General features: G+C 68.8%; 23 protein-coding genes and 1 tRNA gene. 16 read left to right on the forward strand and 8 right to left on the reverse strand.

Annotation, left to right across the window (positions count from 1 at the left end; all coding sequences use genetic code 11):
• The 7 genes from AC6LJ9_RS14295 to AC6LJ9_RS14325 all read left to right on the forward strand — a co-directional run bounded on the left by AC6LJ9_RS14295 (position 1) and on the right by AC6LJ9_RS14325 (position 7,182).
• Complete coding sequence (locus tag AC6LJ9_RS14295; RefSeq protein WP_498148069.1) at positions 1-1,740, forward strand: L-aspartate oxidase; 1,740 nt, start codon at positions 1-3, stop codon at positions 1,738-1,740.
• Positions 1,741-1,750: 10 nt separating this feature from the next.
• On the forward strand, positions 1,751-2,686 hold the full coding sequence (locus AC6LJ9_RS14300; protein WP_498148070.1) for a fumarate hydratase: 936 nt from the start codon (positions 1,751-1,753) through the stop codon (positions 2,684-2,686).
• On the forward strand, positions 2,680-3,360 hold the full coding sequence (locus AC6LJ9_RS14305) for a fumarate hydratase C-terminal domain-containing protein (RefSeq protein ID WP_498148071.1): 681 nt from the start codon (positions 2,680-2,682) through the stop codon (positions 3,358-3,360). Before AC6LJ9_RS14300 ends, AC6LJ9_RS14305 begins: the two co-directional genes overlap by 7 nt.
• Before the next feature lie 52 nt (positions 3,361-3,412).
• On the forward strand, positions 3,413-4,261 hold the full coding sequence (locus AC6LJ9_RS14310) for an amidohydrolase family protein (protein ID WP_498148072.1): 849 nt from the start codon (positions 3,413-3,415) through the stop codon (positions 4,259-4,261).
• A gap of 48 nt (positions 4,262-4,309) precedes the next feature.
• Positions 4,310-5,212: a LysR family transcriptional regulator gene (locus tag AC6LJ9_RS14315; RefSeq protein ID WP_498148073.1), complete on the forward strand. Its 903-nt coding sequence runs from the start codon at positions 4,310-4,312 to the stop codon at positions 5,210-5,212.
• 152 nt (positions 5,213-5,364) lie between these two features.
• On the forward strand, positions 5,365-6,363 hold the full coding sequence (locus AC6LJ9_RS14320; RefSeq protein WP_498148074.1) for a Bug family tripartite tricarboxylate transporter substrate binding protein: 999 nt from the start codon (positions 5,365-5,367) through the stop codon (positions 6,361-6,363).
• A 69-nt stretch (positions 6,364-6,432) separates the two neighbouring features.
• Positions 6,433-7,182 (forward strand): sulfite exporter TauE/SafE family protein, encoded by a 750-nt coding sequence (locus AC6LJ9_RS14325; RefSeq protein WP_498148075.1) that lies wholly within the window; start codon positions 6,433-6,435, stop codon positions 7,180-7,182.
• A 101-nt stretch (positions 7,183-7,283) separates the two neighbouring features.
• Here the strand turns inward: AC6LJ9_RS14325 and AC6LJ9_RS14330 are convergent, their stop codons facing one another.
• Complete coding sequence (locus AC6LJ9_RS14330; RefSeq protein WP_498148076.1) at positions 7,284-8,792, reverse strand: CoA-acylating methylmalonate-semialdehyde dehydrogenase; 1,509 nt, start codon at positions 8,790-8,792, stop codon at positions 7,284-7,286.
• 119 nt (positions 8,793-8,911) lie between these two features.
• On the opposite strand from AC6LJ9_RS14330, the gene AC6LJ9_RS14335 reads away from it, so the two are divergent.
• Positions 8,912-9,883: a LysR family transcriptional regulator gene (locus tag AC6LJ9_RS14335; protein ID WP_498148077.1), complete on the forward strand. Its 972-nt coding sequence runs from the start codon at positions 8,912-8,914 to the stop codon at positions 9,881-9,883.
• Here AC6LJ9_RS14335 and AC6LJ9_RS14340 read toward each other — a convergent pair.
• Positions 9,850-10,776, reverse strand: a complete 927-nt coding sequence (locus AC6LJ9_RS14340) for a GAF domain-containing protein (protein WP_498148078.1) — start codon at positions 10,774-10,776, stop codon at positions 9,850-9,852. The two genes, AC6LJ9_RS14335 and AC6LJ9_RS14340, sit on opposite strands and share 34 nt — an antisense overlap.
• A gap of 282 nt (positions 10,777-11,058) precedes the next feature.
• Between AC6LJ9_RS14340 and AC6LJ9_RS14345 the strand changes: the two genes are divergently transcribed.
• On the forward strand, positions 11,059-14,310 hold the full coding sequence (locus AC6LJ9_RS14345) for an autotransporter outer membrane beta-barrel domain-containing protein (protein ID WP_498148079.1): 3,252 nt from the start codon (positions 11,059-11,061) through the stop codon (positions 14,308-14,310).
• Between the two features lie 179 nt (positions 14,311-14,489).
• Here AC6LJ9_RS14345 and AC6LJ9_RS14350 read toward each other — a convergent pair.
• Positions 14,490-14,565: transfer RNA gene (locus AC6LJ9_RS14350), tRNA-Phe, on the reverse strand.
• Between the two features lie 327 nt (positions 14,566-14,892).
• On the opposite strand from AC6LJ9_RS14350, the gene hemA reads away from it, so the two are divergent.
• The 3 genes from hemA (at position 14,893) to prmC (ending at position 18,179) form a co-directional block, all read left to right on the forward strand.
• Positions 14,893-16,167, forward strand: a complete 1,275-nt coding sequence (gene hemA / locus AC6LJ9_RS14355; protein WP_103271368.1) for a glutamyl-tRNA reductase — start codon at positions 14,893-14,895, stop codon at positions 16,165-16,167.
• 88 nt (positions 16,168-16,255) lie between these two features.
• Positions 16,256-17,338 carry a peptide chain release factor 1 gene (gene prfA / locus AC6LJ9_RS14360; RefSeq protein WP_212320761.1) on the forward strand — a complete coding sequence of 361 codons (1,083 nt, stop codon included), beginning with the start codon at positions 16,256-16,258 and terminating at the stop codon, positions 17,336-17,338.
• 16 nt (positions 17,339-17,354) lie between these two features.
• Positions 17,355-18,179 carry a peptide chain release factor N(5)-glutamine methyltransferase gene (gene prmC / locus AC6LJ9_RS14365; RefSeq protein ID WP_498148080.1) on the forward strand — a complete coding sequence of 275 codons (825 nt, stop codon included), beginning with the start codon at positions 17,355-17,357 and terminating at the stop codon, positions 18,177-18,179.
• On the opposite strand, the gene AC6LJ9_RS14370 is transcribed toward prmC, so the two are convergent.
• Positions 18,176-18,832: a TetR/AcrR family transcriptional regulator gene (locus tag AC6LJ9_RS14370; protein ID WP_498148081.1), complete on the reverse strand. Its 657-nt coding sequence runs from the start codon at positions 18,830-18,832 to the stop codon at positions 18,176-18,178. The genes prmC and AC6LJ9_RS14370 overlap by 4 nt on opposite strands.
• A gap of 268 nt (positions 18,833-19,100) precedes the next feature.
• Here AC6LJ9_RS14370 and grxD point away from each other — a divergent pair, with 268 nt between their 5' ends.
• Entirely contained in the window at positions 19,101-19,427 is a 327-nt protein-coding gene (grxD, locus tag AC6LJ9_RS14375; RefSeq protein WP_212320759.1) for a Grx4 family monothiol glutaredoxin, read from the forward strand.
• A 4-nt stretch (positions 19,428-19,431) separates the two neighbouring features.
• Complete coding sequence (locus tag AC6LJ9_RS14380; protein WP_498148082.1) at positions 19,432-19,992, forward strand: UbiX family flavin prenyltransferase; 561 nt, start codon at positions 19,432-19,434, stop codon at positions 19,990-19,992.
• A 2-nt stretch (positions 19,993-19,994) separates the two neighbouring features.
• On the opposite strand, the gene AC6LJ9_RS14385 is transcribed toward AC6LJ9_RS14380, so the two are convergent.
• Positions 19,995-21,068: a DUF6817 domain-containing protein gene (locus AC6LJ9_RS14385; protein WP_498148083.1), complete on the reverse strand. Its 1,074-nt coding sequence runs from the start codon at positions 21,066-21,068 to the stop codon at positions 19,995-19,997.
• Between the two features lie 194 nt (positions 21,069-21,262).
• Here AC6LJ9_RS14385 and AC6LJ9_RS14390 point away from each other — a divergent pair, with 194 nt between their 5' ends.
• Positions 21,263-22,069, forward strand: coding sequence for a MetQ/NlpA family ABC transporter substrate-binding protein (locus tag AC6LJ9_RS14390; RefSeq protein ID WP_498148084.1), 807 nt, complete (start codon positions 21,263-21,265; stop codon positions 22,067-22,069).
• Positions 22,070-22,076: 7 nt separating this feature from the next.
• The gene (locus AC6LJ9_RS14395) at positions 22,077-22,616 is read left to right on the forward strand and encodes a 1,2-dihydroxy-3-keto-5-methylthiopentene dioxygenase (RefSeq protein WP_498148085.1); all 540 of its coding nucleotides are present in this window, start codon (positions 22,077-22,079) and stop codon (positions 22,614-22,616) included.
• Between the two features lie 56 nt (positions 22,617-22,672).
• On the opposite strand, the gene AC6LJ9_RS14400 is transcribed toward AC6LJ9_RS14395, so the two are convergent.
• The 3 genes from AC6LJ9_RS14400 to AC6LJ9_RS14410 all read right to left on the reverse strand — a co-directional run bounded on the left by AC6LJ9_RS14400 (position 22,673) and on the right by AC6LJ9_RS14410 (position 25,315).
• Positions 22,673-23,212, reverse strand: coding sequence for a DUF934 domain-containing protein (locus AC6LJ9_RS14400; RefSeq protein ID WP_498148086.1), 540 nt, complete (start codon positions 23,210-23,212; stop codon positions 22,673-22,675).
• Positions 23,205-24,941 (reverse strand): nitrite/sulfite reductase, encoded by a 1,737-nt coding sequence (locus tag AC6LJ9_RS14405; protein ID WP_498148087.1) that lies wholly within the window; start codon positions 24,939-24,941, stop codon positions 23,205-23,207. The genes AC6LJ9_RS14400 and AC6LJ9_RS14405 overlap by 8 nt, the downstream gene beginning before the upstream one ends.
• A 182-nt stretch (positions 24,942-25,123) precedes the next feature.
• Entirely contained in the window at positions 25,124-25,315 is a 192-nt protein-coding gene (locus AC6LJ9_RS14410; protein WP_498148088.1) for a DUF2970 domain-containing protein, read from the reverse strand.
• Positions 25,316-25,376: the final 61 nt, after the last annotated feature.

Consider the following 25,376-nt stretch of genomic DNA (forward strand, 5'->3'; position numbering starts at 1 on the left):
ATGCAGATCGAACAACACAAGACCGACATCCTGATACTGGGCACCGGCGGCGCCGGCCTGTTCGCGGCGCTGCACGCGAAGAAGGCGAACCCGGACCTGCGCGTGACCGTGACGGTGAAGGGGCTGCTGGGCAAGTGCGGCTGTACCCGCATGGTGCAGGGCGGCTACAACGTCGCGCTGTCCGCCGGCGATTCGGTGGAGCGGCATTTCATGGACACCATCGAGGGCGGCAAGTGGCTGCCACGGCAGGACCTGGCCTGGCGCCTGGTCGAGGGCGCGGTCGAGCGCGTGCGCGAGCTGGAGAACGAGATCGGCTGTTTCTTCGACCGCAATCCCGACGGCTCGCTGCATTCCAAGGCCTTCGCCGGCCAGAGCTTCGACCGCACCGTGCACAAGGCCGACCTGACCGGCATCGAGATCATCAACCGGCTGATGGAGCAGGTCCGGGCGGTGGATGTCGAGGAACTGGAGGAGCACCGCGCCATCGAGCTGATTCCCGCCGCCGATGGCTCGGGCATCGCCGGCGTGCTGTTCATCGACATGCGCACGGGCGGCTACCGGCTGATCCAGGCCAAGGCCGTGCTGCTGGCCACTGGCGCCGGGCCGACGATGTACCGCTATCACACGCCGTCCGGCGACAAGACCTGCGACGGCCTGGCCATGGCGCTGCGCTACGGCCTGTCGCTGCGCGACATGGAGATGGTGCAGTTCCATCCGACGGGCCTGCTGGGCGGCCCCGACACCCGTATGACGGGCACGGTGCTGGAGGAAGGACTGCGCGGCGCCGGCGGCTATCTGCTCAATGGCGACGGCGAGCGCTTCATGGCCAACTATGACAAGCGCGGCGAGCGCGCCACGCGCGACGTGGTCAGCCGGGGCATCTATGCGGAAATGCGCGCCGGGCGCACCGGGCCCATGGGCGGCGTGTACATCCAGATGAGCCACCTGGGTCCGGAGAAAGTCGCCAAGACCTTCCCCGGCATGGTCAACCGCTGCAAGGACTGCGGCTTCGACCTGGCGGGCGGCAAGGTCGAGGTGGTGCCGACCGCGCACTATCTGATGGGCGGCGTGGAATTCAACGTCGACGGCTCGACCGCGTCGCCAGGGCTGTACGCGGCGGGCGAGGATTGCGGCGGCGTGCATGGCGCCAACCGGCTCGGCGGCAATGGCGTGGCGAATTCCACCGTGTTCGGCGGCATCGCCGGCGATTCGATGGCCGCGCACGTGGCCGCCAACGGCCGCTGGCGCGATCCGGATCCGCGCGCCATCGCGCGCGGCATCGAGCGCGCGGAATATCCCTTTTCGAAACCGGCCGGCCGCATCCATGAATTGCGCGACCAGCTGGCGCGGACCATGTGGGACGACGTCGGCGTGCTGCGCCAGCGCGCCGCGATGGAGCGCGGCCTGGAGGCCGTAGCGGCCCACCATGCCGCGCTTCGGGGCATCGGCGTGGCCGATGGCGACCGCCGCTACAACCTGACCTGGCACGACTGGCTCAACCTCGAAAGCCTGGTCGATATCTCCAAGGTCATCACCGTGTCGGCGCTGGCGCGCGAGAACAGCCGCGGCGCGCACTTCCGCGAGGACTTCCCGGAGCCGGGAGACCTGCACGCCAGCCGCTACACGCGCGTCAGCGCGCCGGGCGGCGACCTGCGGCTGGACATGGTTCCGGTTTCCTTCGACATCGTCCAACCCGGCCAGTCGTTGATCGACGGCGAAGCCGGCACCCCCCAGGCATAAGGCGCGCACCATGCAGATACCGATACACAAGATCGAGGAGGCCGCGCTGGAGATCATGCGCCGCGCGGCGATCGAGATCCCGGACGACTACAAACAGGGCATCCTGGAACTGCGCAAGACCGAGACGGGCAAGCTGCCGCGTTTCGTTATCCATGCCATGGTCGAGAATTGGGAGGCGGCGGACCAGGACCGCCGTCCCATGTGCGCGGACACGGGCCTGCCGCGCTACTACGTGAAGGTCGGCAACAATGCCTCGGTCGAGTCGGGCTTCGTTGCCGTCGAGCGCGCGCTGCGCCACGCCACCGCCGAAGGCACGGTGTCGATCCCGCTGCGGCCCAACCGCGTCCATCCGCTCTGGCGCACCGATCACAACAACAACGTGGGCCTGAACGCGCCCGAGGTGGAGTGGTCCTTCGAGCCCGACGCCGACTGGATCGACATCACCACCGTGCACAAGGGCGGACTGTTCGGCACCGACTACCGCATGCTGTTTCCGGGCGACGGCATCGACGGCATCAAGCGCTTCGTGCTGGACACGCTGATCGCTTTCGGCAAGCGCGGCCTGGCCTGTCAGCCGGCCATCGTCGGCATCGGCCTGGGCGGCTCCAAGGACACCTGCATGCAGCTGGGCAAGCAGGCCGCCTGCCTGCGCACCGTGGGCGATCGCAATCCGGATCCCAGGGTCGCCGAGCTGGAACTGGAACTGATGAAGCTGGGCAACGCCATCGGCATGGGCGCGATGGGTTTCGTCGGCTCGGGCATGGTGGTCGATTGCCATATCGAATGCGGCTACACGCATACCGGCGGCATGCCGATCAGCCTGCACACGTTCTGCCTGTCGTCGCGCCGCGCCACCGCGCGCATCCACGCCGACGGCCGCATCGAATATCGAACCGATCCGCAATGGTTCACCCCCTATCTGCGCCGGGAGACGGTCGAATGGTAAGCAAGGACGATGACATCAAGGTCTTCCACCTGGACCTGCCGGCCCGGATCGAGGACATCGCCCGGCTGGAGCTGGGCTCGGCCGTGTACCTGAACGGCCTGGTCTACACGGCGCGCGAGGGCGTCTACAAGAAGGTGCTGGACGAAGGGCTGGCGCCGCCGGTGGACCTGCGCGCGCTCAGTAATGTGAACTTCCACTGCTCGCCGGCCGCCGCGCCGGACGGGCAGGGCGGCTACCGGGTCGGCGCCGTCACGGCCACGGCCTCGTTCCGCTTTTCCAAGTGGATTCCGCGCTGGCTGGAGGAAACCGGCTGCCGCATCCTGATCGGCAAGGGCGGCATGCCGGCGGACGACTACAAGCGGGTGCTGGCGCCTGGCGGCGCGATCTACCTGACCACGGTGGGCTATGGCACGGGCGCCTTGCTGGGGCGCGGCATCAAGCGCGTGCGCGAGGTGCACTGGCTGGACGAGCTGGGCATCGCACAGGCGATGTGGCTGTTCGATGTCGAGAACTTCGGCCCCTTCATCGTGGAAAGCGATCTGGAAGGGAACTCCCTGTTCGCGCAGCACGCCGAGACGATCAACGCGGGCATCGAACGGCTCTACGCCGGGCTGAAGCCGCCCGCGCTGCATCGCTACGGCGAAACCGACGACCGCAAGGACGAAGTGATGTAGCGGCTGCCCGCTAGCGCCAGGCCGTCAACACATGGATAGGGAAGACACGGCAATGATCATCGATTTCCGCTTGAGGCCGCCCGTAGGCGGCTTCCTGAATACGCTGATGTACTCGGCCGGCGCGCGGCGCGACGGCTTCACGCGCACCGTGGGCTTCACGCCCTCGCCGGCCGCGCAGCAGCAGTCCATGGACCTGCTGCTGGGGGAAATGGAGGCCGCCGGCGTCGACGCGGGCGTGGTCGTGGGCCGATTGGCCGGCGTGCTGGGCAGCGTGCCGAACGAAGACGTGCGCCAGATCGTGGCCGCGCATCCGGGCCGCTTCATCGGCGCGGCCTCGATCGACCCGACCGACCGCCGGCAGGCCTGCCGGACCATCGACCAGGCGCTGGCGGACGGTTTCAAGCTGATCAATATCGAGCCGGGTTCCTACCCCGTGCCGATGCATGCCGACGACCGGCGGCTGTATCCGATCTATGGCCACTGCGAGGACGTGGGCGTGCCCGTCATCATGATGGTGGGCGGCACGGCCGGGCCCGACCTGAGCTATTCGGACCCGATCCGCACCGATCGGGTGCTGGCCGATTTCCCGAACCTGAACGTGGTGGTCGCACACGGTGGCTGGCCCTGGGTCAACGAAATCCTGCACCTGGGCTTCCGGCGCCAGAACCTGTGGCTGTCGCCCGATATGTACTTCTCGCGCATGCCGGGCTGGGAGGAATACGTGAAGGCGGCTGACGGCTTCCTGTCGGACCGGATGCTCTACGCCAGTTCCTTCCCGTTCTGTCCGGTGCGGGAATACAAGTCGTGGTTCGAAAGCCTGCCGATCAAGCAAGAGAACCTGAGGAAGATAATGGGCGGCAACGCGTGCAGGCTGCTGGGCATCCCGGCGCGGAACCCATAGACTGTTGCCCACCCCGTGTCGCCCACCCCGCCCTGAACGAAGGCCCGCATGATGGATATCCGGACGCTCTACACCCTGATCGCGATCGCCGACTGCGGCAGCTTCGCCGAGGCCGGCAATCGCATCGGCCTGTCGCTGTCGGCTGTCAGCATGCAGGTGCGGGCGCTGGAAGAGGAACTGGAGATCGCGATCTTCGACCGCAGCCGCCGCCCGCCGGTCCTGACCGACGCCGGGCTGGCGCTGGTGCACCGCGCGCGCGACCTGATCGCGCACTGGGAAAGCATGAGCGCCGCGCTGAAGAAGGGCACGGGCGCCGGCCTGCTCAAGCTGGGCAGCGTGCACACCTGCGCCTCCGGCGTGCTGCCGCTGGCGCTGCGCCATCTGCAGAAGCAGGGCCATGGCCTGGAGGTCCACGTCACCACGGGTCTCACGCACGACCTGGAACGCGCCGTGCATCACCGGCAGCTGGACGTGGCCATCGTGACCGAGCCCGAGGTGCCGCGTTCGGACCTGGATTTCCTGCCCTTCGTCGATGAGCAGCTGGTCGTCATCGCCCACCGCTCGGTCAAGGGCGCGAACGACCAGGAAGTGCTGGAGCAGACGCCCTACGTGCGCTTCAACCGCCTGGCGCGCGTCGGCAACCTGGTGCAGGAGGAGATCCTGCGGCGCCAGATCGTGGTGCGCTCGACCATGGAGATCGACAACCTGGAAGGCGTGGTGGCCATGGTCGCCAATGGCCTGGGCGCCTCGGTGGTTCCGGCCCGGGGCGTGAAGAACGAGTTCCCCTCCACCATCCGCGTGATTCCCTTTGGCTCGCCGACGGTGACCCGACGGCTGGGCATCCTGGTTCCCAAGGAGAACCCGAGGTCTCATCTTTCGAGCCTGCTGCTCGAGGCGCTGAAGTCGGTTTGCGCCGACAGCCAAGAAAAAGAACGGGCCGGCTCGCGCTAGGCAACCGTCGCTTTCCACGTAGCTTCCTCCGGTAGACGTCGGGCCGATCGGCCCGAGGGAGAGTTGTTGCCTCAAGAAACGCTGTTGCCTGAAAAAACGCCCGCCGGCACGCACCGGAGGGCTCCCGGGTCCGGGAATCCAAGGAGACTGACATGCAGCACATGGTTCAACCCAAAAACCGCAGGCGCTACGCCAAGGCGCTCGCCTGTGCATTGATGCTGACGCCGCTGCTCGCGGCGCCGGCGCGCGCGCAATGGCCCGAAGACCGGGTCGTCCGCATCGTCGTGCCCTTCGCGGCCGGCGGCGCGACGGACTTCCTGGGGCGGGCGCTGGCGTCCGAGCTGGGCAAGCGCCTGAAGCAGAACGTGATCGTCGAGAACCGCGCCGGCGCCGGCGGCAGCGTGGGCGCGCAGGCGGTGGCCCTGTCGCCCGCCGACGGCTATACCTTGCTGCTGGCATCGGGCAGCATGTTCACCGTCAACCAGTACATCTACGGCAAGCTGCCGTATTCGCTGGACAACTTCAGCCTGGTCGGCAAGGTGGCCAGCGGGCCCATGGTCGTGACGGTGAACGCCGGCCTGCCCGTGAAGAACATCCGGGAGCTGATCGCCTATGCCCAGGCGCGGCCGGGCAAGCTCAACTTCTCGTCCGCCGGCGTGGGCAGCCAGACGCACATGGCGGGCGAGGCCTTCAGCGACGCGGCGGGCGTCAAGCTGGTGCACGTGCCTTACAAGGGCGAAGGACCGGCCTATTCGGACCTGATGGCGGGCGTGGTGGAAGTGGCCGTCGCCAACATCAATGCCATCACTCCCCTGCTCAAGGGCGACCGCCTGCGCGCGCTGGCCGTCACGGGCAAGGAGCGCTCGCCGCTGCTGCCGGACGTGCCCACCGTGGCCGAGGCGGGCGTGCCCGGCTTCGAATACACCGGCTGGTTCGCGCTGATGGCGCCGGCGGGAACGCCGCAGCCCATCGTGGACCGGCTGCTGGCTGACCTCAAAACGGCCGTGGAGCAGCCCGGCATGAAGCGTTACTTCGAGGAGCAGGGCATGTCCGCCGCCGTGAGGCCGCCCGGCCCGCTCAAGGAGGAGATCGTGCAGGAGTCGGCCCGCTGGCAGGCCCTGGTCCAGAAAAAGCAGATCACGGCCAACTGAACCGCCGCGCGCCGTCCCGATGGCTGGCGCGCGCCATTCCCTTTCACTTTCATGCAGGCAGATCGCGACATGTCCGCCGACCTCATTGCCCTGGCCGCGCCCGTCGTCTTCACCGCGTATGTGGTGTTCGGCATGACGGGATTCGGCGCCGCCATGGTCGCCGTGCCCATCCTGGCGCAGTTCCTGCCCTTGTCCTTCGCCGTGCCGCTGGTCGTGCTGTTCGATCTGGCCTGCACGGCGCTGGTCGGCGGCCGGAACTGGCGGCAGGTGTCGCGCGTGGAACTGGCGCGGCTGTTTCCGTGGATGCTGCTGGGCATCTGCCTGGGCGTGACGCTGCTGCGCAATGCAGGCGCGCGCTGGCCGCTGATCGTGCTGGGCTGCTTCGTGCTGACGGTCTGCGCGCGCGGCTTGAGGGGGGGCCGGGGCGCCAGCCAGGAACCGCTGCCCACGCCCTGGGCGCTGCCGTTCGGCGTGTTCGGCGGCGTGTTCAGCGCGCTGTTCGGCACGGGCGGACCGATCTACACCATCTACCTGTCGCGCCGCATTGCCGCGCTGGACGCGTTCCGCGCCACGATTTCGATCGTCATCCTGGCCAGCGGAGTCGTCCGCGCCGGGGCCTTCGCCGCCGCCGGGCTGTATGCGCAGCCGGCCATGCTGAAGAGCGCTGCCTTGTTGCTGCCCGTGGCGCTGGCCGGGCTGTACGCCGGATCGCGCCTCAGGACGCGGGTGGCGCCGGCCCGCCTGCAGCGGCTCATCTTCCTGCTGCTGGCGGTGGCTGGCGCGGGAGCGATCTATCGCGGGTGGATGTCGCCGGCGTGATGGCGCGGCATGGCGTGGTCGCCGCGTCCGGCATGCCGTCATGTCCTCAGGTTGGGGCGCGGGCGGCGCCATCGCGCCATCGCGCCGCCCGCGCGCGCGGCCTACTTCGCCGTCGGCATGGCGAATTCCGCGCCCTTGGCGATGCTCTCGGGCCAGCGCTGCATGATGGACTTCTGCTTGGTGTAGAAGCGCACGCCTTCCTCGCCATAGGCGTGCATGTCGCCGAACAGCGAACGCTTCCAGCCGCCGAAGCCGTGCCAGGCCATGGGCACCGGGATCGGCACGTTGATGCCCACCATGCCGACCTGGATGCGGCGGCCGAATTCGCGCGCCACGTTGCCGTCGCGCGTGAAACAGGCCACGCCGTTGCCGAATTCGTGCGCGTTGATGAGATCGACGGCGGCCTTCAGGTCCGGCACCCGCACGCAGCCCAGCACCGGGCCGAAGATCTCTTCCTTGTAGATGCGCATGTCGGGCGTGACATGGTCGAACAGCGTGCCGCCCAGCCAGAAGCCGTCGTCGCAGCCCGCGCCGGCCTGCGCGCCGCGAAAGCCGCGGCCGTCCACCAGCAGCCTGGCGCCTTCCTGCTCGCCCAGCGCGATGTAGCCGCTGATGCGCTCATGGGCGGCGCGGGTGACGATGGGGCCCATCTCGGCGTCCAGGTTCTCGCCGTCCAACACCTTCAGCGCCTTGGTGCGCTCGATCAGCTTGGGCAGGCAGCGCTCGGCCGCGTCGCCCACCAGCACGGCCACGCTGATGGCCATGCAGCGCTCGCCGGCCGAGCCGTAGCCGGCGCCGATCAGCGCGTCCACGGCCTGGTCGATGTCGGCGTCGGGCATCACCACCATGTGGTTCTTGGCGCCGCCCAGGGCCTGCACGCGCTTGCCGAGGCGGGCGCCGGTTTCGTAGATGTAATTGGCGATCGGGGTGGAGCCGACGAAGCTCAGGGCCTTCACGTCGGGATGCTCCAGCAGCGCGTCGACGGCCGTCTTGTCGCCCTGCACTACGTTGAAGACGCCGTCCGGCAGGCCGGCTTCCTTCAGCAGCTTGGCGATGCGCAGCGACGGGCTGGGGTCGATGGGGCTGGGCTTGAGCACGAAGGTGTTGCCGGCGGCGATGGCGACGGGGATCATCCACATCGGCACCATCACCGGGAAGTTGAAGGGCGTGATGCCGGCCACCACGCCCAGCGGCTGGCGCATCGTCCAATTGTCGATGCCGGTGGAGACCTGTTCGGTGTAGTCTCCCTTGAGCAGCTGGGGAATGCCGCAGGCGAACTCGACGATGTCGATGCCGCGCGACACTTCGCCCTGCGCGTCGGTAAAGACCTTGCCGTGTTCGGCGGTGATCAGGTGGGCCAGTTCGTCGCGGTGACGGTTCAGCAGCTCCAGGAACTTGAACATGACGCGGGCGCGGCGGATCGGCGGCGTGTCCGCCCAGGCGGGGAAGGCGGCCTGGGCGCTGGCGACGGCGCGGGCGACCTCGTCCGGCGTGGCCAGGGCGACGTGGCGGGCGACGGCGCCGGTGGCGGGGTTGTAGACCGGCTGGCGGGCGCCTTGCCCGGGCACGGTCTGGCCGCCGATGTAGTGGCCGACGATGCTTGCGTTCATGCTGTGCTCCTGGATCTTGGGGAATGGCTGGACCAGCCCGCAATGTCGCTGAACGCGCGGCGGTCGTCGAGACCGATACGCTGGAATCAGTGTTTGGAATTCTGAACAACGGAATGCGCATGGAACGAGCAAGACGATTGGAAGACCTGTGGTCGCACATCCACTGCCTGGGCATCCTGGCCGAGACCGGCAGCTTCACGGCAGCCGCGCAGCGCCTGCAGCTCAGCAAGGCCTCGGTCAGCCAGCGCATCGCCGAGCTGGAAAAGGCCGTCGGACTGCCGCTGGTGCGGCGCACGACGCGTGGCGTCAGCCTGACGGAGGCGGGCGCGCACCTGGTCGAGCAGACCGCCGCCGCCTTCCAGCGCATCGAGGCGGGCTACTCGGCGGTGAAGGACCTGTCGGCCGGGCCCCGGGGCGTGCTGGCGATGACCGCGCCGGTGGCGCTGGGGCGGCAGATCATCGCGCCGCTGATTCCGGCGTTCCTCAAGCGCTACCCGGACGTGCAGATCCAGCTGGACTTGAGCGACCGGCTGGCCGCGCTGGCCACCGAGGGCTTCGACCTGGCGATCCGGCACGTGGCCGAGGTGCCCGACACGCATGTGGCTTCGCTGATCGGCGAGATACGTTCGGTGCTGGTCGCCACGCCCATGTACCTGGCCGAGCACGGCACGCCCGCCGCGCCGGCGGACCTGGAGCGGCACGACTGCATCCACTACCTGCGGCGCTCGGGCGCGGCGGCCTGGGCGTTCCGGCGTCCGGGGGCGGACGAGCGCGTGCAGGTGCCGGTCCGGGGCAGCTTCGCGGCCAACAACAGCGAGGTATTGCGAGAGGCCGCGTTGGGTTCCGTCGGCATCGCGCTGTTGCCCGATTTCAGCGCGGGTCCGGCGCTGTGCGACGGGACATTGGTCGAGGTGCTGGGCGATTGGCGGGTGGAAGGCGACTTCGCCGACCGGCTGTATGCGGTCAGGCCCTATACGCCGCATGTGCCGCGCGTGGTGTCCTTGTTCGTCGAGCATGTCCGGGAGGCCCTGTCGGCGCCGGACACACGCCAGGCTTCTTACCAGCCCAGCCGGTCGGCCAGGGTCCTGTGATGCGGCCGGGACACGGGCCAGGGTTCGGCGACGCCGCGCAGGCGCAACTGCCAGTGAAAACCCGCGCCGGCGTGCTTGTCCAGCGCGGCGACATGAGACAGATTGACGATGGCCGTGCGATGGATGCTGGGAAATGATGCCTGCGGCAACAGCGCGCGCCAGACATGCAGCGGACGCCGGTCGAGCTCGACGCTGCCGTCGTCGATCCACAGGCGCGTCGCGTTGCGCATCGACCGGACCGCGACGATGGCCCGCAGCGGCACGCCCCTGATCCTGCCCGCCCCGGCGTCCAGGTACAGCAATGGCGCCTTCGCGCCGCCGTCGGCGACCTCGCGGGCGCGCGCCCGGCTGTCGTAGCGCGCGGCGCCGATCAGGCGCGCGCACAGGTCCAGCAGGGCCGCCTCTTCGTCCTGCCACGCGCGCCGCGCCCGCACGGCGTCCAGCCCCAGGCAGGCACGCAGCCGTCCGGCCTGGAAGATGGGCACGCTGAGCACGCTCCGGACATGCTGGCGCAGCAGCTCGCGCTTGAGCGCGCGAGCCGAGGCGGGCAGCGCCACCACATCGTCGATCATCACCGCCCTGCCGGCGAGCAGGCCGCGGTGCAGCCAGGCGATGATCGCGACGGGCGCGTCCTGCAGATCCGCGAGATGCGAGCTGACGCCTGGCGCGCACCATTCATGGCTGTTGCGGAAGCGAAGCAGATCACGGTCGTATTCGAACAGCCGGCAGCGGTCGACTCGCAGCGTCCGGCCCAGATGGGCGATCAGTTCCGTCATGGCGGTCTCGGCGGACAGGCTCGGCAACAGCATGCCCGCGTGGCTCAGGCATTCCCCGGCCCGTGCATGCGCGGCCTCGCCGGGAAGCCAGCTTCGGTAGCCTTTTCCAGCGTGCATGATCCCCGCTCTCGATTTCCGTTCCAGGAGCGGATCGACCCGCCACGGCCACAGCATACCCAGCCGGCGTCGGCGCATTCCTGTGTAATTTAAAAATCCTTGTTCGTTCGTCCGTCCAGGATGTTCACTGGGTCGGGGCGGTATTGACGCGTGGGTTCCGCCCTTGCAAGCATGGAAGCCATGCCGGATCGGGCGCCTTTTCCTGGCCGCCGCATTGGGGGGACATGGCCCTTGGCCATGCCAGTTGGCCGGTATGAAGGAATTGCGTCAAGGAATCGCATCATGAACAGCCGCCTCCCTGCCTTCGCGGACACGGCCGCGCGTTCGCGCCGTCGCGGCCACATTTCAATCGGCGGCGTCGCGGCGCTGATCACGATGCTGGCAAGCCCGTTCCTCGAGCCTCTGGCGCGCGCGCAGAGCTATGCGGGAAACGACACGACGGGTGGGCCATTTTCCAGTGGCGATCAGTCCTTTCGCGACAACAGCGCGCTGAACGCGGCGAGCGCCAACGCAGTCAGCGGAGGCAGGCAGACGTTCGAAGATGGCAGCGCGCTGAATGCCTCGGCGGCCAGCGCCATCAGCGGAGGGGAGCAGGACTTCTATGACAGCGGCAGGCTGAATACGACGGCGGCCAACGCGATCAGCGGCGGCATGCAGACGTTCAACGACGCCAGCATGCTGAATGCCTCGGCGGGCAGGGCCCTGAACGGCGGCGAACAGTTCTTCTACGCCAGCAGCGTACTCAATGCCTCCGTGGCCGGGGCCGTCAGCGGCGGCTTCCAGACCTTTTACGGCACGACCCAGCTCAATGCCCTGGTTGCCGATGCCATCAGCGGCGGCACCCAGGACTTCTTCGACAGCAGCCGTCTCAATGCCTCGGTCGCCGGCTCCGTCGGCGCGGGCGTGAAGTACTTCTCCAACAGCAGCGTGCTGGATGTGCAGGCCGACAACGCGCTGACGAATCGGGTGGATGTGCGCTTCGACCTGTTCGGCGGACCCGCGCCCGGCGGCATCCTCCGGCTGAACGGCCATAGCACGGTGGTCGGCCGGATCAACAGCGAGGCGGCCGGGGCCGGAATCATCACCAATGACGGCGCGACCGACAGCGTGCTGACGGTCGATTCCTCGCGGCTGGCGAATTCCTCCTTCTCCGGACGCATCCAGGACGGCGGCGCGGGCGCGCTGGGTCTGGTCAAGACGGGCGCGGGCACCTTGCGGCTGAGCGGCGTGAACACCTATCGCGGCGGAACCACGGTCACGGGCGGGATCCTGCAGGTTTCGCGCGATGCCAATCTTGGCGCGGCCAGCGGCGGTCTGGCCTTGAACGGCGGCACGCTGGCGACGACGGCCAGTTTCGATTCGGGCCGGACCGTGACGCTGGCGGGCGCGGGGCAGTTCGACGTGGCGGCCAACACCGAGCTGGGCCTGACCGGCGCGGTGGCCGGGACGGGCGACCTGATCAAGTCCGGCGCCGGCGCATTGCGGCTCGATCACGCCGGCAACGCTTATGGCAATACGCGGGTCCTGGCCGGCACGCTGATCGGCAACACGGCTTCGCTCTCGGGCGATATCGGCAATGCCGCCATGGTGGTGTTCAACCAGGCGGTCGATGGCGTCCATGCCGGCGCGATTGGCGGCCAGGGCGGCGTCCATGGACGGATGGTCAAGCAGGGCGGGGGCACGCTGACGCTGAGCGGCGCGTCCGCGCTCGACTGGTCGGTGCAGGCCGGCGCGCTGTCCAGCGCGGCCGAGCGGTTCAGCGGCAACGCCGCCATCAGCCCGGGCGCGACGCTGATCCTGGACCAGGCCGTGGATGCCACCTATGGCGGCGCGCTGTCGGGCGCGGGCCGCCTGATCAAGCGCGGCGCGGGCGCGCTGGTCCAGGCGGGCAACAGCGCGGCCTTCACGGGCAGCACCGTGGTATCGGCCGGATCGTTGATCGTGGGCGCGGACGCGGCGCGCGCCGCCGCCGTGCTGGGCGGTTCGGTGTCGGTACAGGACGGGGCGCGGCTGGGCGGACATGGCACGGTCGGTTCTGGCGCCGGTTCGGTCGTGACGGTCGAGCCGGGCGGCATGCTTGCGCCCGGCAATTCGATCGGCACGCTCACGGTCAATGGCGATCTTGTCGTCGCCCGTGGGGCCCGCTATGAGGTCGAGGTCGATCCGGCGGGCAAGGCATCGGATCTCACGCGCGTCACCGGCAAGGCCACGCTCAACGGCGGCTCGGTGGCGCTGGTCGGCAACGCCGGCAGTTACGCGCTGCGTTCGACCTACACGATCCTGACGGCGGACCAGGGCCTGTCGGGCGCGTTCGAGGGCGTCGCGTCGCGCTACGCCTTCCTGGATCCGACGCTGAGCTATGACGCGAACAACGCCTATCTGAACCTGGCGCGCAACGACGTGTCCTTCGTCGACGCGGCTCGCACGCACAACCAGGCCGCCGTGGCGCGTGCCATCGAGCGTATCGGGGTCAATGCGGCCAATCCCGTCTATGACGCGGTGGTCCAGCTGCCGACCGCCGCCGCCGCGCGCGGCGCCTTCGACCAGCTGTCCGGCGAGATCCTGGCCAGCGCCAGGACCGCGCTGATCGAGGACAGCCGCCATGTCCGCGAGGCCGCCACGGACCGGTTGCGCACCGCCTGGGGCGGCGCGGGGGCGTCGACCGCCTCGATGACCCTGTACGGGCGGCAGGCAGAGGCGGCGGGAGACGGGCCGGACGGCAAGGCGGTATGGAGCCGCGGCTTCGGTGCCTGGGGCAGGACAGGCAGCGACGGCAACGCCGCCAGGCTCAATCATTCGACCGGCGGCTTCCTGCTCGGGACCGATGCGCGCCTGTCGCAGCACTGGCGCGCCGGCGCGCTGGCCGGCTACAGCCGAACCCGCTTCGATGTCGGCAATGCCTCGGGATCCAGCGACAATTTCCATCTGGGACTGTATGGCGGCGCGCAATGGGGCAGGCTGGGCCTGCGCCTGGGCGCGGCTCACACCTGGCATGCGCTGCGGGTCTCGCGTCCGGTGGCGTTCGCGGGGTACGCGGACGCGCTGAAGGCGGACTATCGCGCGGGCACGACCCAGGTCTTCGGCGACCTGGGCTATCGCATCGACACGCCGGTGGCGGCCGTCGAGCCTTTCGTCAGCGCGGCATATGTGAATCTGCGAACCGGAAGGATCGACGAGCGGGGCGGCGCGGCGGCGCTGCGCGCGCGAGGACAGGATACCGGCGTGGGCTACACGACCCTGGGCCTGCGCGCATCGAGCGCGTTCACGCTGGGCCGCGCGGCCGCGACGGCGCGCGCGTCGGTGGGCTGGCGCCATGCGCTGGGGGATACGACGCCGGCATCGGCGCAGCGGTTTGCCGGGGGAGACGCGTTCACGGCGGCCGGCGTGCCGATCGCGAGGAATGCCGCGTTGATCGAGGCCGGCATGGATGTGACGCTGGGCCGAGGGACCGCGCTGGGCCTGGCGTATTCGGGGATGATCGGATCATCGACGCAAGATCATGGCGTCAAGGCCAGTCTTGGCATCCGGTTTTGATCTGAGTTCGATCCGGCTCCGATCCCGCCCTGGGCCAGAGACCATGGGATCGAGATCGGGTCGCCTGTCGGGGCGCGGGTTGGGTCATGGCTCGGGCCGCAGCGCTCGTATAGAGTGCGTATCAGCGCCGCAATGCAAGAAGGCCAGCTCATCGGAGCTGGCCTTCTTCTTGAATCTTTTGGTGGCCTGGGGCGGAATCGAACCACCGACACGCGGATTTTCAATCCGCTGCTCTACCAACTGAGCTACCAGGCCAACGAAGTCCGCAACTATACACAATTTTTTGGACTTGTGCCAGTCAACGCGAAAAAAGTTTAAAAAAGTTGGCGGGCCTGGCCGATCAAAGTTGGCGGACCCGGCCAATCGCGTGGTGACCTGCATGCCGATGCCGTGTCGACGCCGATATCTCTTCGGCCGACGTCGCGCTTGTTGGACGCAGGGCATGCCCGTGTGCGACCCAGGTGCGACCCAGCGTCGCGCCTGGCCGTCGCCGTGGTCCGTGGATAAGCCGCGGAGGTATAATCTTCAACGGTCTGCTGTTACATATCCACAAGTACAGGGCGGCCCGCCCATCTTTCCCACATGTCGGTAGCTGTCCTTGCCTTCGGTCTGAATCACACGTCCGCGCCGGTCTCGGTCCGCGAACGCGTGTCCATGCCCGTCGATCTGGTCAGGCCCGCGCTGGACGGATTGCGCTCGGCCTTCGGCGGCTCGGTCCGCGAAGCCGCCATCCTCTCGACCTGTAACCGCACCGAGATCTATTGCGCTGCCGACGGCCATGTGGCCGAGCAGCTGCCGGCCTGGCTGGCCGACTACAACCGGCTCGACGCCGGCACCCTGCGCCCGCACCTCTATCGCCATCACCAGGACGACGCCGTGCGCCACGCCTTCCGCGTGGCCAGCGGCCTGGATTCCATGGTGCTGGGCGAGACCCAGATCGTGGGCCAGATGAAGGACGCCGTGCGCGCTGCCGGCGAGGCCGGTTCGCTCGGCACGCTGCTGCACCAGATGTTCCAGCGCACCTTCTCGGTGGCCAAGGAAGTGCGGTCGCAGACCGCCATCGGCGCGCAGTCGGTGTCCATGGCCGCGGCCGCCGTGCGCCTGGCCGAGCGCGTGTTCGGCGACCTGGGCCAGGCCCGCACGCTGTTCATCGGCGCCGGCGAGATGATCGAACTCTGCGCCACGCACTTCGCCGCGCAGCGCCCGCGCAGCATGGTCGTGGCCAATCGCACGGCCGAGCGCGCCGAGCTGCTGGCCAATCGTTTCTCGGCCAGCACCATGAAGCTGTCGGACCTGACCGACCGCCTCTCCGAATTCGACGTGATCGTGTCCTGTACGGCCAGCTCCCTGCCCATCCTCGGGCTGGGGATGGTGGAGCGGGCCACGCGGCTGCGCCGCCACCGCCCGATGGTCATGATCGATCTGGCCGTGCCGCGCGATATCGAACCCGAAGTCGGCCGCCTGGACGACGTCTACCTGTATTCGGTGGACGACCTGGGCCGCCTGGTGCAGACCGGCACCGACGCGCGCCGCGCCGCCGTGGTGCAGGCCGAGGCCATCATCGAAACCCGCGTCCAGGGCTTCATGCACTGGATGCAATCCCGCGAAGTGGTGCCCGTCATCCGCGACCTGCACCAGGCCGCCGAGGATGTGCGCGCCGCCGAGCTGGAGCGCGCGCGCCGCATGCTGGCGCGCGGCGAATCGCCCGAGGCCGTGCTGGAGCAGCTGGCCCACGGCCTAACCCAGAAGTACCTGCATGGCCCGCTGGCGGCGCTGAACCGCAGCGAAGGCGAGGACCGCAAGCAGCTGCTTGCCTGGATGCCGCGCCTGTTCCCCGGCCGCGACTCCCGCCGTTAGCGGCGCTGGCCCGCGTCCCGCCTTCCGGCGGGCGTCCGCGTTGCCGCGCGCCCGCCATCCGCTTTCCTCCATTCGAGTACCGCCCATCATGAAATCATCCATGCGCAGCCGGCTGGAGCATCTGTGCCATCGCCTCATCGAGGTCGATGCCATGCTCGCCGAACCGGACACCGCGTCCGACATGGACCGCTTCCGCAAGCTCTCGCGCGAGCGCGCCGAACTGGAGCCCGTGGTCGAGGCCTTCACTGCCTTCGTGCGCAGCGAGGAAGATCTCGCCACCGCGCAGGAGATGCTGTCCGATCCCGACATGAAGGCCATGGCCGAGGAAGAGATCAAGGCCAGTCGCGGCAAGATCGAGGAACTGGAAGGCGCGCTGCAACTGCTGCTGTTGCCGCGCGACCCCAATGATGGCCGCAGCCTGTTCCTGGAAATCCGCGCCGGCACCGGCGGCGACGAGAGCGCGCTGTTCTCGGGCGACCTGCTGCGCATGTATACGCGCTACGCCGAGCAGCGCGGCTGGCGCGTCGAGCTGATGTCGGAAAGTCCGTCCGAACTGGGCGGCTACAAGGAAGTGATCGCGCGCATCGACGGCGACGGCGCCTACGGCCGGCTCAAGTTCGAGTCCGGCGCGCACCGCGTGCAGCGCGTGCCCGCCACCGAGGCGCAGGGCCGCATCCACACCTCGGCCTGCACCGTGGCCATCATGGCCGAGGCCGACGAGGTGTCCGAGATCGTCATCAACCCCAGCGACCTGCGCATCGACACCTTCCGCGCCAGCGGCGCCGGCGGCCAGCACATCAACAAGACCGATTCGGCCGTGCGCATCACCCACCTGCCGACCGGCCTGGTGGTGGAATGCCAGGACGACCGCTCGCAGCACCGCAACAAGGACAAGGCCATGCAGGTGCTGGCCGCGCGCCTGAAGGACAAGGAAACCCGCGAGCGCCAGAGCAAGGAAGCGGCCGAGCGCAAGAGCCTGATCGGCTCGGGCGACCGCTCCGAGCGCATCCGCACCTACAACTTCCCGCAGGGCCGCGTGACCGACCACCGCATCAACCTGACGCTGTACAAGCTGCAGCAGATCATGGAAGGCGACCTGGAAGAGCTGACCGGCGCGCTGATCGCCGAACACCAGGCCGAGCAGCTGGCGGCGCTGGGCGACGACGTCTGAGCCACGGAGGCGCGCGATGACCCAGGTCAAGACCCTGCTCGCCGATACCCGGCTGCCGCGCCTGGAAGTGCGCATGCTGCTGGAGCACGTATTGCAGAAGCCGCGTGCCTGGCTGCTGGCGCATGACACCGATCCACTGCCGGCCGCCGCGCAACAGGCCTACGAGGACCTGGCCCGGCGCCGGCTGGCGGGCGAGCCGATGGCCTATCTGGTCGGCCGCCGCGAATTCATGGGCCATCTGTTCCGCGTCACGCCCGACGTGCTGATCCCGCGTCCGGACACCGAGGTGCTGGTGGAAACCGCGCTGCAATGCCTGGAAGGCCAGTCCGCGCCGGCGGTGCTGGACCTGGGCACCGGCAGCGGCGCGATCGCGATCTCGATCGCGCTGGCCCGGCGCGACGCGCGCGTGATGGCCAGCGACCTGAGCCCGGCCGCGCTGGCCGTGGCCGCCGGCAACGCCTGGGAACTGGCGGCCTCGGTGCGCTTCGTTGAAGGTAGCTGGTTCGACGCCGTGCCGGCCGGCGAGGGCTTCGAGCTGATCGTCTCCAACCCGCCCTACGTGGCCAGCGATGATCCGCACCTGCAACAGGGCGACGTGCGCTTCGAGCCGCGCGGCGCGCTGACCGACGGCGCCGATGGGCTGGGCGACCTGGCCCGCATCGTGCAGGGCGCCGGCGCGCGGCTCAAGCCGGGCGGCGCGCTGTGGATGGAGCACGGCTGGGATCAGGCCGAGGCGGTGCGCGGCCTGCTCCAGGCGGCCGGCTACGAGGACGTGGCAAGCCGCCGCGACCTGGCCGGCATCGAGCGCATTTCCGGCGGCCGCTGGTCGGGTCGGCGCTAGCGGGTCCGGCCGCGAGGCTTGGGCGCGTCCGACTTGGGGGCGTCGAGCATGCGCATGCAGCTGTCGGCGACGGCCCGCGCGAAGGCGGCGCAGTCAGCGGGCCGGGCCGCGATGATGTCGTCGGTCGCGCCGTGCACGCCGGAATAGATCAGCAGGGACACGACCCTGGGCTGGTCCGTGGTCCAGGCGCCCGCCGCCATGCCGTGCTCGATGATGCCCTGCAACTGGTCCAGGATCGCGTTCCTGTCCGCATTGGCGCGGTCGTGGTGATGATGGTTGGCGTAGACGATGTCGTGCGTGCGGTAGGTCTCGACATAGGTCTCGACGCTGGCGTGGATCCAGGCCCGCAGACGGGCGCGCCAGTCGCCGGCGGGGCAGGCGTCCACGGCGCCCCGCAGGCGCTCCAGGAAACGGGCGGTGTAGCGTTGGGCGAGGGCGCTCAGCATGTCGTTCTTGGACGCGAAGTAGTGGTAGAACGTGCCCTTGGCAACCTGCGCCTCCTCGACGATCTCGCTGATTGTCGTGGCTTCCACGCCCTTGGCCAGGAACAGCTTTTCGGCGGCGGCCATCAGTTCGTCCAGGCGAACTTCGGCCGGCTTGGTTCGGGGGGACTTGGTGGGCCGGGGTTCCGGCCGGGTCGTCTGGTATCGCATCTGGCGGCCTCATCCTGCGTCGCGGCATCAGGGGGCGGGACTCGATCTCCCCTGATCGAGCGCCAAGTTTAGGCGACTTGAGGGGCCGAACCCGAGGAAACGGACCGATCCGGGGCCGGGCGCCGTCCCGACCGGCGGCGCGGGGATGGGCAGGCGCCCGCCGATGCCCCGACGGCGCGCAGGGGGTTCCGGCCGGTTTTCCCGGCAGTACCTATAATTGCGTAATTCCCTTGTCGGCGCCCGCACGGCGCCTGTCTGCGAGATCACCATGAGCGACGTCCAAGAATTCATCCGCGAAACCGTTACCCAGCATCCCGTCGTGCTGTTCATGAAGGGCACCGCCCAGTTTCCCCAGTGCGGCTTCTCCGGCAAGGCCATCCAGATCCTCAAGGGCTGTGGCGTCAAGAAGCTGGTGACGGTCAACGTGCTGGAGGACGACGAAGTCCGCCAGGCCATCAAGGAATACTCGAACTGGCCGACCATCCCGCAGCTGTATGTGTCCGGCGAATTCGTCGGCGGCTCGGACATCATGGCCGAGATGAACGAGTCCGGCGAGCTCAAGACCCTGCTGGAGCAATCCGGCGCCACGGCCTGATCCCGTGCGTCGTCTCGTCGTCGGCATCACGGGCGCCACGGGCGCCCTGTACGCGGTGCGCATGCTGCAGGCGCTGCGCGGCGTGGACGACGTCGAGTCGCACCTGGTGATCTCGGCGTCCGGCGTGCTCAATATCAAGCATGAGCTGGACGTGGGCCGCCACGACGTCTACGCGCTGGCCGACCACGTGCACAGCATCCGCGACGTGGGCGCCACGCTGGCCAGCGGCGCGTTCCAGACCGCCGGCATGGTGATCGTGCCCTGCTCGATGCGCACGCTGGCGGCCGTGGCCCATGGCCTGTCCGACAATCTCATCACGCGCGCGGCCGACGTCACGCTGAAGGAGCGCCGGCGCCTGGTGATGATGGTGCGCGAGACGCCGTTCAACCTGGCGCACTTGCGCAACATGACCGCCGTCACCGAGATGGGCGGCATCGTGTTCCCGCCCTTGCCGGCGTTCTATCACCGGCCGGCCAGCATCGAGGAAATGGTGGACCACACCGTGGCCCGCGTGCTGGAAATGTTCGACATCCACGTGCCCGGCCCGCATTGGGAAGGCATGTAGGCTTACTCCACCAGTCCCAGCCCGTTGAGCGCGGCCAGGTTCTCCGGCCAGCGGCGCGCGCGCGCGTTCTGCAGCTCGATGCGGGCCCAGGCCATCCAGCCGGCCCATTCGATGCGCTTGTCCCAGGCCGTGCCCCAGGCCTGCAACGCCGCCAGCCCGGCCGCGGCGTGGCGCTCGGCGGCCTCGAAATCGCCCGCCGTCAGCGCCAGCTGCGCCAGCAGCAGGCGCGGCTCGCCGACCCAGGGATTGTGTTCCATGGCCGCTTCCAGCATGTGGCGGGCGCTGTCCATCTCGGTCAGCGGCTGCATGCGGGTCACCACCTGCCAGTACAGCGCGCTGGCCGCGGCCTCGTCGCGCGGCGTCAGCGTGGCGCGGCAATGGTTGAAGGCCGGCGGCACCGGGATGCCGGTGCTCGTCGGCATCCGCGACAGCGGCGCCAGCAGGTGCGACAGCATGGACAGGATGTTCGACGGCGGCTTGAGCGGACCGGGCCAGAGCGAGGCGGCCCAGTGCGTCTTCAGGTCGCGGCGCTGCTGCTGCGGATAGCCGGCGAAGATCTCGTCCTGCCAGCTGTGCCATTGCTCGCCGATGTCGGCGGCCGAGACCACGATGAACGCGGCCACCTGGCGTGGCGTCAGCGTGAACACCTGGCCGTCGGCGCCTTCCAGCGCCATTCCCTCGGGACCGGCGCCCTGGTCCTGCAGCACGGCCTGCACGAACTTCGTGCGCGGCATGGCGCAGAACAGGCTGACCCATTCCTCGGCTTCCTCGCCCAGCGCCGCGCGCAGTGTGTTGCGCTCGCGTTCGCGGTCGAACAGCGTGAGGTCCACGTACTCATTGCCGTACACGCTGTGGAACAGGCCCAGCAGCCGCACTTCGCGCGGCTGGTCCCATAGCGCCAGCGTGCGGTAGACGCCCAGCAGGTGATGCTTGAAGGTGCCGGCCTTGTGCCAGTCTTCGCCGGCGCTGCGGGCGAACAGCAGGTCGAGCAAAGCGGGCAGGTCGGCGTCGACGGCGGCGTAGTGGTCGGCCAGCAGGGCGCGCGCCAGGGGATGGAGTTCGGTAGCGGTGGACATGAGCGTACGGGCGCGAAGCGTGCGCGCCGGGTCGATGAAGGCAGCCGCTATTGTGTCGTGGCGCGGCGCGCTTGTCATGGCCGCGTCCTTATGTTCGGGTGGGCATATGAATATGAAAATTCATCGCTTCCGGTTTTGAGGGGCGCTCTCTAGAATCCCAGGCTTCCTTCGACTCCCGTCTCGCGAGAACTCCCATGCGCCTGCGCCGTTCCCTGGCCCTACTCTCCGTCCTGTTCGGCTTCGTCGCCGGCTTGGCCGCAACCCCGGCCTCGGCCCAGGACGCCGAACTCAAGGTTGGCGTCACCGTCGGTCCGCACGCGCAGATCGGCGAGGTGGTGCGCGAGGTCGCGGCCAGGGACGGCCTGAAGGTCAAACTGGTGGAATTCAGCGACTTCATCCAGCCCAACGCGGCGCTGGACGCCAAGGAGCTGGACCTGAACATCTATCAGCACAAGCCCTTCCTGGACGCGCAGAACAAGGCGCGCGGCTATCACCTGGTGCCGGTCGCCACCGCCGTGGTGCAGCAGATGGGCATCTATTCCAAGCGCGTGTCCAGGCTGGACGACTTGCAGCCGGGCGCCAAGGTCGCCATTCCCAACGACCCGACCAATGGCGCGCGCGCCTTGCTGGTGCTGCAGGCCGCCAGGCTGATCACGCTCAAGCCGGGCGTGACCGTGACCGCCTCGCTGTTCGATATCGCCGAGAATCCCAGGAACCTGAAGTTCATCGAGATCGAGGCCGCGCAGCTGCCGCACTCGCTCAAGGACGTGGACGCCGCCGCCGTGAATTCGGCCTACGCCATCCCGGCCGGCCTGTCGCCCGCCAAGGATGCGCTGGCGCTGGAAAGCAAGGACGCGCCCTTCGCACCCGTGGTCATCGCCGCGCGCGAGGACAACAAGAGCGATCCGCGCATCGCCCGTTTCATCAAGGCCTACCAGTCCGACGAGGTCAAGGCCTTCGTCGCCAAGCAGTTCCCCGGCGCCTACGCCACCTCCTGGTAAGCCGTCCATGTCCTCGCTGACCATCTATTCCGAGGACGCGCCCGCGCAAGGGCGCACATTGCGCGACGCCGACGAGATCGGCCGCGAGCTGGCCGCCATCGGCGTGCGCTTCGAGCGCTGGCGCGCGCAGGCGCCGCTGTCGCCCGGCGCGGCGCCAGAGGACGTGCTGGCGGCCTATCGGGAACAGATCGACCGGCTGGTCGCCGAGCGCGGCTACCGCAGCGTGGACGTGGTCAGCCTGGACCCGTCCCATCCCGAGCGCGCGGCGCTGCGCGCCAAGTTCCTGGCCGAGCACATCCATGCCGACGACGAGGTGCGTTTCTTCGTCGCCGGCAGCGGCCTGTTCGTGCTGCACGCCGAAGGCCGCGTGTACGCGGCGCTATGCGAAAAGGATGATCTGATCTCGGTGCCGGCCGGCATCCGCCATTGGTTCGACATGGGGTCGAGCCCGGCCTTCACCTGCATCCGCCTGTTCAACGATCCGGCAGGCTGGGTGGCGCGGTTCACCGGCGACGAGATCGCGACGCGGTTTCCGACGCTGGCCTGACACCGGCGCATCCGCCAGGCCCGGCATTGTCCTGGCCTGGCGGATGATGTTGCGGCTTATGCAGCCGCCGGCGCCGGATACGTCTTCTGGTAATGCACCGTGAAGGTATTGAACGCGGCCAGCGCCTTGTGCGGATCGTGGCCGGGCTTGACCAGGAAGCTGTCGAAACCCACCCGCGCCTGATAGTGGATGGTGTCGATCATCACGTCGCCGACCGCGCGCAACTCGCCTTGCCATTGATAGCGCGTGCGCAGCAGCTGCGCCAGCGAATAGCCGCGGCCGTCGGTATAGATGGGAAAGTCCACCGCGATGAAGGCGATGCCGGACGGATCCAGCGCGCCGTCGGCGTCGGCCAGCTCGCGCAGGTCGGCGTCGGGTTCCAGCAGCACGGCCACCGGATGATGGTGACGGCGCAGCGTGGCGCGCGAAGTCTTCCAGGTGGACAGCGGCACGATCCAGCCGGGTTCGTCGCGCGGCACCTGGCCTTCGGCGGCGACTTCGGGATCGGGCGCGAACAGGCGCGCCGTGTCGGTTTCCAGCCGGCCGCCTCGGATCAGGTGAGGGCCGGGGGCGTCGTGGGCAAAGACCTCAGACATGGGCGGGCTCCTGCGCGGGCTTGGCGAAAGCGGGGTCGGCGTACACGTCCTGCTTGAAGGGATCGATGCCGACGCGGTCGACCACGTCGATGAAGCGTTCGGCCTCGCTGTCGCGCAGGCCGAGATAGGTCTGGATCAGGCGGTCGACCACGCCCGGCACCTGGTCGCGCGCGAACGAGGGGCCGATGATCCGGCCCACCGCCGCGCCGCCGCCGCGCGTGGATTCGATATCGGGCAGCGGCCGGGCCGCGCCGTTCTGGCGTCCGCCGATGGTCACCTGATACCACTCCTCGCCGGCCTTATCCACGCCCAGGATGCCGATGTGGCCGACGTGGTGATGGCCGCAGGAGTTGATGCAGCCCGAGATGTTCAGGTCCAGCTCGCCGATCTCGAACAGGTAGTCCAGGTCGTCGAACTGGCGCTGGATGGCTTCGGCCACCGGGATGGAGACGGCATTGGCCAGCGCGCAGAAGTCCCCGCCCGGACAGGCGATGATGTTGGTGAGCAGGCCCACGTTGGGCGTGGCCAGGTTCAGCGCTTCCAGCTGCTGCCAGAGTTCATGCAGGCGCGAGCGGCGCACGTCGGCCAGGATCAGGTTCTGTTCGTGCGACACGCGCAGCTCGCCGAAGCCGTGCTCGTCGGCCAGCGCGGCGACCGCGTCCATCTGGTCGGCGGTGATGTCGCCGGGCGGCACGCCGGTGGCCTTGAGCGAGACGGTGACGGCGGCGTAGCCGGGCACCTGGTGCGCGTGCACGTTGGTGCGCAGCCAGCGCGCGTAGCGCTTGTCGGCGGCGGCCAGTTCGGCCGAATGATCGGGCTCGTCCCTGGCTGCCGGGTCATATTGCGGCCAGACGAAGCGGCCGGCGATCTGGTCGACGAAGGCCTGGCTGATGGTGTCCGGGCCGCCCTTGATGGTCTGCCACTCTTCATCGACCTGCTGCGCGTACACCTCGGGCGTCAGGTCCTTGACCAGGATCTTGATGCGCGCCTTGTACTTGTTGTCGCGGCGGCCGTGCAGGTTGTAGACGCGCAGCGCGGCCTGCAGGTAGGTCAGCAGGTCCTGCCATTCGACGAAGGGGTTGATCAGCTTGCCGACGATGGGCGTGCGGCCCATGCCGCCGCCGATCCAGACGCGGAAACCCAGCTTGCCGTCGCGCTCGACCGCCTGCAGGCCGATGTCGTGCACGCCGACGGCGGCGCGGTCCTGCACGGCGCCGCTCACGGCGATCTTGAACTTGCGCGGCAGGAAGGCGAATTCCGGATGCAGCGTGGACCACTGGCGGATGATCTCGCACCACACCAGCGGGTTCACCAGCTCGTCGGGCGCGATGCCGGCGAAGTGGTCGGTGGTGGTGTTGCGGATGCAGTTGCCGCTGGTCTGGATGGCGTGCATCTGCACCGTGGCCAGCTCGGCCAGGATCTCGGGCACGTCTTCAAGCTTGGGCCAGTTGAACTGGATGTTCTGGCGGGTGCTGAAATGGCCGTAGCCGCGATCCCACTTGCGGGCGATGTGCGCCAGCGTGCGCAGCTGGCGCGACGCCAGGATGCCGTAGGGAATGGCCACGCGCAGCATCGGCGCGTGGCGCTGGATGTACAGGCCGTTCTGCAGGCGCAGCACGCGGAATTCGTCTTCGGTGAGCTGGCCGTCCAGGAAGCGGCGCGTCTGGTCCGAAAACTGCGCCACGCGCTGCTCGACGAGCTGCTGGTCGACCGGGTCATACACGTACATGTCTACTGCCCTTGAAGTCTTTCGGTTCTTGGTATCCTGCCGGAGCGCCGGGCGCGGCGCGTCCACGGGAGGATTCATAACCGTAGCAGGCAGCCACGACGAGCGTCTAAGTCATTGTGGTAATAAGGTCATGCGGGCGATAAGCATATGACCGGGCGCGGTCCGGGCTTCATAACCCGACCTCACAGCGCCGCGCGCACCGCCCAGCGTGCCGCCGCCACCAGCAGGGCCACCAGCACGGCCGCCATCAGCAGCCCCGTCGCGATGACGTGGCCGGGCTTGTTGCCCGCGATGTCGGCATCGTAATCGCGCCTGCGGCGTATCCCGAGAAACCCCCACAGCACGGTCTTGACCGTGCGCAAGAAAGCCCGCATGTCCTGCTCCCGTCGTGATGTCGTCCGGGCAATGTAGGCCGGCGCGGCGCCGCGCGGCAGG

The organism is Achromobacter sp. 1011811831, from assembly GCF_059760905.1.

Coding starts and splice junctions, on each gene's coding strand:
- prfA (WP_212320761.1), top strand. CDS start 16,256: ATGAAATCATCCATGCGCAGCCGGCTGGAGCATCTGTGCCATCGCCTC.
- AC6LJ9_RS14395 (WP_498148085.1), top strand. CDS start 22,077: ATGTCCTCGCTGACCATCTATTCCGAGGACGCGCCCGCGCAAGGGCGC.
- AC6LJ9_RS14335 (WP_498148077.1), top strand. CDS start 8,912: ATGGAACGAGCAAGACGATTGGAAGACCTGTGGTCGCACATCCACTGC.
- AC6LJ9_RS14400 (WP_498148086.1), bottom strand. CDS start 23,212: ATGTCTGAGGTCTTTGCCCACGACGCCCCCGGCCCTCACCTGATCCGA.
- AC6LJ9_RS14405 (WP_498148087.1), bottom strand. CDS start 24,941: ATGTACGTGTATGACCCGGTCGACCAGCAGCTCGTCGAGCAGCGCGTG.
- AC6LJ9_RS14320 (WP_498148074.1), top strand. CDS start 5,365: ATGCAGCACATGGTTCAACCCAAAAACCGCAGGCGCTACGCCAAGGCG.
- AC6LJ9_RS14410 (WP_498148088.1), bottom strand. CDS start 25,315: ATGCGGGCTTTCTTGCGCACGGTCAAGACCGTGCTGTGGGGGTTTCTC.
- AC6LJ9_RS14330 (WP_498148076.1), bottom strand. CDS start 8,792: ATGAACGCAAGCATCGTCGGCCACTACATCGGCGGCCAGACCGTGCCC.
- AC6LJ9_RS14390 (WP_498148084.1), top strand. CDS start 21,263: ATGCGCCTGCGCCGTTCCCTGGCCCTACTCTCCGTCCTGTTCGGCTTC.
- AC6LJ9_RS14370 (WP_498148081.1), bottom strand. CDS start 18,832: ATGCGATACCAGACGACCCGGCCGGAACCCCGGCCCACCAAGTCCCCC.
- AC6LJ9_RS14315 (WP_498148073.1), top strand. CDS start 4,310: ATGATGGATATCCGGACGCTCTACACCCTGATCGCGATCGCCGACTGC.
- AC6LJ9_RS14345 (WP_498148079.1), top strand. CDS start 11,059: ATGAACAGCCGCCTCCCTGCCTTCGCGGACACGGCCGCGCGTTCGCGC.
- AC6LJ9_RS14340 (WP_498148078.1), bottom strand. CDS start 10,776: ATGCACGCTGGAAAAGGCTACCGAAGCTGGCTTCCCGGCGAGGCCGCG.
- AC6LJ9_RS14325 (WP_498148075.1), top strand. CDS start 6,433: ATGTCCGCCGACCTCATTGCCCTGGCCGCGCCCGTCGTCTTCACCGCG.
- hemA (WP_103271368.1), top strand. CDS start 14,893: ATGTCGGTAGCTGTCCTTGCCTTCGGTCTGAATCACACGTCCGCGCCG.
- AC6LJ9_RS14300 (WP_498148070.1), top strand. CDS start 1,751: ATGCAGATACCGATACACAAGATCGAGGAGGCCGCGCTGGAGATCATG.
- prmC (WP_498148080.1), top strand. CDS start 17,355: ATGACCCAGGTCAAGACCCTGCTCGCCGATACCCGGCTGCCGCGCCTG.
- grxD (WP_212320759.1), top strand. CDS start 19,101: ATGAGCGACGTCCAAGAATTCATCCGCGAAACCGTTACCCAGCATCCC.
- AC6LJ9_RS14385 (WP_498148083.1), bottom strand. CDS start 21,068: ATGTCCACCGCTACCGAACTCCATCCCCTGGCGCGCGCCCTGCTGGCC.
- AC6LJ9_RS14295 (WP_498148069.1), top strand. CDS start 1: ATGCAGATCGAACAACACAAGACCGACATCCTGATACTGGGCACCGGC.
- AC6LJ9_RS14305 (WP_498148071.1), top strand. CDS start 2,680: ATGGTAAGCAAGGACGATGACATCAAGGTCTTCCACCTGGACCTGCCG.
- AC6LJ9_RS14310 (WP_498148072.1), top strand. CDS start 3,413: ATGATCATCGATTTCCGCTTGAGGCCGCCCGTAGGCGGCTTCCTGAAT.